Source organism: Citrobacter sp. MGH100 (assembly GCF_001034465.1).
Classification (GTDB): Bacteria; Pseudomonadota; Gammaproteobacteria; order Enterobacterales; family Enterobacteriaceae; genus Citrobacter; species Citrobacter youngae.
On sequence record NZ_KQ089803.1, the window covers coordinates 282,406 to 288,443 of the forward strand.

A 6,038-nucleotide genomic window follows, 5' to 3' on the forward strand; every position below is an offset into this window, starting at 1 on the left:
CTGAATTCGTCAGCCGGTTTTTTTATCTGAATTTTACATTAGCGTCTGAAAGTACGCTTTCCAAACGGGCTTATCTCTTTGACGTGAAAACCCGCATTAGTCAGCATCCTGGCCATGACAACTGATGCAGGAAGACAGGATGCCTCCACTTTATGGCCGGGAGTAGCATCCAGAATACTTTGCAACATGGAGCGCCCAAATCCTTTTTGTCTTTGACTCCTGGTAACACCAAACATCCTGATTTCCAGATGTGAAGCAAGTCCATTTGCACCATTTTTGCCCGTCAGTAGGGCAAAACCTATCGCTGCGCCATTATGTTGAGCATCAAAGACAAACAAGAAATCGGCGCAATTCTCTCCCCGTTCCCGCCTGGCAATGGCTTCTGAGATCTGACTTTCGAACTGAGACAGTCCGTCATCATCATCAAAGTTAAAATACCCATCCCGCATACCGTCGCGAATCACCGCTATGATAAAGGGAACATCCTGTTTGGTTCCAAAGCGCATTTCAGGGGCAGATAACACCGTCATCAGTTTGTCTCTCGTAACCGTTATTATTCCATCAATTTGATTACATGGAGGTAAAGAGGTCAATAGAAATGAACGGGGTATTTCGCTGATGACCATTTGATCGGTGTTAGTGGTTTCAGTAGCAGAGCCAGGAGGTATATAAGGCCAGCAAAAATGCCAGCCTTTTTCATTTAAACCGGTTTTCTTATGATTCTCTTGATCGGCATTCCTGCCTTATCAAAATATCGGGTTGGCCATATTTCTTGAGGTTCTTCACCAATTGCATTAGCGATGATGATCTCGCCTCTAGGCCAGTCACGTGTCAGTGCATTTGCCAGAGTGCTGCTTGAAAGACCGTTAGCCCTACTCAGTGAGGCAAGTGACAAACCTTTCTTATGTAGCGCAGCTATGATGTCTGCCTTATGCCAGTCCTGTTTTTCCATCTCCATTTCCTTTGGTGGTGAATCGGAACATGGTTTGCAGTACCAGCTAATGACGACTGGCGAGCCGTAAGGCTCCCACGCCCCGACCCACCATTGACAAAAAACAGGCGAGCGAGTGCGAACCGTTCAAGTACATGAACGGCGTGTCATTAGTCGGGGCTGCAAATCCCCACTCTTACGATTTAGTAAGGGCTACAACAGTTTACAGCATTTAAAGGGTGTATCAGAAGTGTTAATGCCGTAAGTTTGCGAGTCGGTTTGAAATTCAGATAATAACTATGCTTAATGGCCTGTTCAGGAAAGCACTTCGATGCTGTTCATATAGCCAAAGCCGAATATCCGCTTTCTGCCGATCCCGAAAGCGTATGCCTGTTCAAGTGCGCCGACATCTTCAATCACGCATTCAGCATCGTACTGGCTCATCGGTACAATGATCTTGTGGGATGTACGGCCAACGCTCCCGGGCTTAATAATATGGAACTTGGTGCTTCGAACGATACGTAACCGTCCACAGATCACTCCGGCCCGTTCCAGGTGATAGTGGATATAATCCGGGAGTTCATGGGCAGGTGGACAAATCTCTCTTTTCCGGCCTCCAGCTTCCTCGCGTCGAATAGTGGCCAGCGAGCCGCAGATTCGAATTTTCTGGCCAGACACAAACATGATTTCCTTCATGACTTCGCCAGGGAGCCCGAGTGCAACAGCCGTTCTCAGAACAACCTGGGTGTCGGAGGCACTTTGTTTGCGAGAGTAGAAGGTGTATGGGAGTCGCGACCCAGAACGTTCCTGGACTACCTTATCCAGTTGCTGGTGGATCCCATACACGTCACCTGGGGCGATTCTGAACCTGAGCGCACATTCAAAGTATTTCACGCCACATTCCTTGCTGAACATAATGAATTTTCAATATTAGTTTCAGGGTATGGCATGGACGGCGAGTGACGAAATTATGAGGGGGGAATACGGCCAGTCCTTTGGCCGGTGTGGTCAGAGAATCATTTCGATACTTTCGCCGTGGAATATACCGATCACATCTGTCTTGAGGCGGTTACTCCTCGGCTTTACTTCATTGGCCACGAACTCTGGCAATGGCCGAATTTTCACGTGCTCATCCTGAATGATAATGAACGGCATAGATGAAGCGGCAGAAAGACGCAGTATCTGGTCGGGGTGTTCAGGATCAGCCATCGCGATGTTTGCAGCTGGATGCACTTTAACCGGACGGCGTAAGCGAAGCTTTTCTTCCGGTACACGCGCAATAGCCTTAATCAACGAGTTGAGTCTGACTGATTTATCTTCATCTTCCTCGATGTCCTTGCCCATCTTCTGGAGCAACTCGATTTTGTTAACCCTGCTAAAAAGCGTCTTTTGCCTCCAGCCGAAACTGACCAGATTGACGTTAGCATTATCAAACATACGCAGCTGCCGATAGAGATGCAGGGTCATGACACCAGGGCAGGCGCTATGCAGCGCGTTGAAGCGCATGTATTCCGGTCGGCGATCACCACCGTAGTTTTCGATGATGTGGCGTTGAATGCTCTCTTTATGCTGGTTGATGGATGTCACCAAACGGGTAACCAGCTGAGAGAATTCCGCATCTGTATTGTCGTACCATAATACGCCGGTAGTGCGCCGAGCGGACTTCTGCGAATAGCCATCCCTGATATGCAGGTCAGCGTATGCCGCGCAGGCAGCATGGACAGCATCGTGTCCCTGTTTCAGCTCAGGCATGATGTGTTCGATGGCCATATCTTCTTCGCCATCAGCAACGGCTGGCAGGACGCAGACACTCGCCTTGAGCGGAAGCCGGGAACCCAGCACTCCACGAAGTTGTGTGATCTCGCTCTCCAGCGTCTGGAAAGTTGTTGAGATATTCATTTCTATCCCCGAAAAAGGGCTCTAAACTCCCTCCGCTGCACGGAGGACTGTATGTACATACATACTCATAACAAGCGAAACCGAGTATATCAAGTTCGTTTTGTTTACAGACGAATTTTATCGATGACGAATGAAGTTTTCACTGCTGATTAGCCAATCCTGACGCGAGGGATTTCATTAATGTTAGTGAGATAGGATGGTGACAATAACTCCCGCCGCATCGTCCAGTCTTTGTCGATGCCCTGGCCCGCAAACCATAATTTCCCCCGACCTGACCGGTTAATTCTATCCATCACGCCCATCAACGCTTCACCATTGGCAAAGAGTCGGTTCTCACCAAACAAATCGAGCTGGCTGGTGGCGCTATCATAAAAGTCAGATAGCATCACTCCGGCTTTATGGTATCGGTATCCCTCCTGCCAGATATGCCGGAGCCCTGCGACCGCAGCCGCAATGATTTCCCGGGTATCGGCGGTGGGGTTTTCCAGCTTGACTGTCTGCTGGCCACTGTAAGGGGCCGTTTTCGAATAGTAACTTGTGCCAATAAAAACCGTTATGCAGCGACAGTATTGCTTCTCTTCGCGCAGCTTCTCGCCTGCACGTTCGGCATACTCACACACCGCCTGGTGCATTGCTTCGTAGTGCTCTATTTTCTGGCCGAATGAACGCGAGCTGATGATCTGCTGCTTAACCTTCCTCACCTCTTCCAGGGCTATGCAGGACTCGCCATTCAATTCGCGCTGCGTTCGCTCCAGTACGACTCCAAATGTGTTACGGATAAGCGATGTTGGCGCATTGGCCAGATCGAGAGCAGTCCTGATGCCCATGCTGTTCAGTCTGGTGGCATATCTCCGGCCCACCCCCCAGACATCGCTTACGTCAATATATGGCAATAATTTACGTTGTCTTTCTGGACTGCTGAGATCAACCACTCCGCCTGTTTTAGTCCATGTTTTTGCAGCTTTATTTGCTAGTTTTGCCAAAGTTTTAGTTGTCGATATGCCCACCCCCACGGGTATATGGGTGCTCTTTAATACGGTTTTCTTTATTTCTCTTCCATAGTCATCAAAATTATAATTTTTCTGCATTCCTTCAAACGAAAGGAAAACTTCATCAATACTGTAGACCTCAGTATTACTGGAGAATTTAAATAATGTCTCACACACCCTACGGGAGATCTCCGCGTACAAGGCATAGTTAGAACTGAAAACATGTACACCGTTAGCTTCAAAGAATGCTTTCTTCTGGAAGTACACGTCACCATTCTGGATACCTAATTTTTTAGCTTCCGCTGAACGTGCCACGACCATGCCATCATTGTTCGAAAGGCATACAATTGGCTTGTTCACCAGATCGGGCCGAAAGACTCTCTCGCAGGAGGCGTAAAATGAGTTGCAATCCACCAGGCAGAACATCACAAGGCCTTGTACACGATGAAGGTCACCACGCCAAAAATGGCCAGTTCTTCGCCTTCTTTCAGATAGATCGGTGACATCCGGCTATTCATTGGCAGTAGCGCGGGAGCCGGGCTTAGCTGCAACCGCTTAATGGTGAAATCACCATCAACGGTCGCAATCACAATATCCCCCTCTTTCGCCTCAAGTGAGCTATCCACGATGACCAGATCGCCTTCGTGAATACGTGCCTCTACCATCGATGAACCTGTTACTCGTAAGAAGTAGGTTGCAGATGGATGTTTGATGAGGTGAGTATTTAGATCAATAAATTCATCAACATAATCGGAAGCGACTGAAGGGAAACCTGCGCTGACAGGCTCAACGAACAACGGGAATTGGCCTGGTGATTGTTGTGTCACTGGGATAAGTTTCATAATGCTCTGCTCTTCGTGGTGCTGTATATTCATACAGTATTATAGACAGGAGCCAGGAATTTTCGCACCTCCTTTTCCGAAAGTTATTTTCCGCTATCACTCTTCAGGTTTTTCTTATCACTTGTCCAGAAGTGGGTAACTGCACATAACAAATTGCAACCATATGATTCCTCAGTTCATTTTCAGAATTTACTCGTGCTTACTTCGTATACAATTCGGAATTTATCCGTACATTTTATAAGGAGTAATAACGATGAAGCAGTTTACAAATGAAGCAACTCAACAAATGCTGGCCGACTTTGACAAATCCCCTTTCTCTGACGCTGATCTGGCCGCAATGGATGTGGATGCTCGACAAATTATTGAGCAGAACGCTGAAAGGGATCGCCAACACCCGGTAACAGCAATCTGGCGTGTTGCGGTCGAGGGAAGCCTGACTGCGCGAGGTGGTGTCGTAACCGCTGTTGATAGCGCCAGGGTTATGGATCTAGGCAACGGTCAAATGGTCAAAATCGCAGTGGAGGGTGATGCAGTCACTTATACCGATGGTTCATCTGCACGGATTGTTTCAAGCGCTGGCCAGAAAGCTACACACTTCGAGAAAGGGCTCGCGCTGGTGGGCAGCGTACTGGATAACGGGGATGAAATTGTCTCGACCCCGCAGGACAGATTAGTGCTGTTATCGCGCAAAGGTATGGCTGAAGCCCCCGACTTTCTGGCAATACCCGGAGGCGTGACTCATGGGGTATCGAACTAACAATTATGGCCGGGGCCAGGCGCTCCACGGAGATAAAACCACCACAGGCGCGACCGTCCTTACTTGGGGTCAGTTTGGATATCGAAAATTATTGTACTATAAGGACTTCCCCGGCATGTCAAAGCCGGTATTTATGGTTTCTGTCTGCTCTTCAGTAAAAATAAAGGGGAGAGACTGCGGTACTATAAACGGCCATGATGAATCGTCATCGATTCGGGCCCTGATGAAAGACGCGCGTGAGGTTCTTGTTCGTTAAGCGGATACGTATATCCTGTACAATAGCCAGATAGGCCTCACGGGGTCTAACCCTTTATCATCAACGAATTGCAGGTCAGATGGTTATACAGCTTCGAGCTTTAGTTGACTGAGTACAGCCGGAAATCATCACCGTAATGTAGTGATGCCCAACACAGCCGCGCATTTTTGGCGGCGATGGCCACAACAGCCCGCCAGTACCCTCTGCGCTCAACCAACATACAAACCCAACGGCTGAATGAGTCAGTCCTTTTCCCGGCGCCAATAAGCACTGAACGAGCCCCCTGAACCAGAAGCGTTCGCAGATACGAATCACCGGCTTTTGTGATCCTGCCGAGTTTCGACTTTCCCCCGCTGCTGTATTG

8 protein-coding genes are annotated in these 6,038 nt (G+C 48.6%); 1 reads left to right on the forward strand and 7 read right to left on the reverse strand.

The annotated features are described in order from the left end of the window. Positions 1–38 precede the first annotated feature (38 nt). From SK32_RS21875 to umuD, 6 genes are all read right to left on the reverse strand, one after another. Positions 39–530: a GNAT family N-acetyltransferase gene (locus tag SK32_RS21875; RefSeq protein WP_000217395.1), complete on the reverse strand. Its 492-nt coding sequence runs from the start codon at positions 528–530 to the stop codon at positions 39–41. 170 nt (positions 531–700) lie between these two features. Further along, positions 701–958 carry a helix-turn-helix domain-containing protein gene (locus tag SK32_RS21880; protein ID WP_001333498.1) on the reverse strand — a complete coding sequence of 86 codons (258 nt, stop codon included), beginning with the start codon at positions 956–958 and terminating at the stop codon, positions 701–703. Between the two features lie 288 nt (positions 959–1,246). Beyond that, the gene (locus SK32_RS21885) at positions 1,247–1,627 is read right to left on the reverse strand and encodes a type I-E CRISPR-associated protein Cas6/Cse3/CasE (protein ID WP_127649377.1); all 381 of its coding nucleotides are present in this window, start codon (positions 1,625–1,627) and stop codon (positions 1,247–1,249) included. Positions 1,628–1,939: 312 nt separating this feature from the next. After that, positions 1,940–2,830 carry a DNA replication terminus site-binding protein gene (locus SK32_RS21890; RefSeq protein ID WP_007372144.1) on the reverse strand — a complete coding sequence of 297 codons (891 nt, stop codon included), beginning with the start codon at positions 2,828–2,830 and terminating at the stop codon, positions 1,940–1,942. A gap of 149 nt (positions 2,831–2,979) precedes the next feature. Next, positions 2,980–4,245 (reverse strand): translesion error-prone DNA polymerase V subunit UmuC, encoded by a 1,266-nt coding sequence (gene umuC, locus SK32_RS21895; protein ID WP_009652912.1) that lies wholly within the window; start codon positions 4,243–4,245, stop codon positions 2,980–2,982. Next, a complete protein-coding gene (umuD, locus tag SK32_RS21900) occupies positions 4,245–4,661 on the reverse strand; it encodes a translesion error-prone DNA polymerase V autoproteolytic subunit (protein WP_008786793.1) in 417 nt (138 codons plus the stop codon). Before umuD ends, umuC begins: the two co-directional genes overlap by 1 nt. Before the next feature lie 253 nt (positions 4,662–4,914). On the opposite strand from umuD, the gene SK32_RS21905 reads away from it, so the two are divergent. Next, the gene (locus tag SK32_RS21905) at positions 4,915–5,418 is read left to right on the forward strand and encodes a hypothetical protein (RefSeq protein ID WP_007372141.1); all 504 of its coding nucleotides are present in this window, start codon (positions 4,915–4,917) and stop codon (positions 5,416–5,418) included. A gap of 356 nt (positions 5,419–5,774) precedes the next feature. On the opposite strand, the gene SK32_RS25440 is transcribed toward SK32_RS21905, so the two are convergent. Then, positions 5,775–6,038: transposase (locus SK32_RS25440; RefSeq protein ID WP_143188226.1), on the reverse strand; the 264-nt coding region annotated here is incomplete at its 5' end.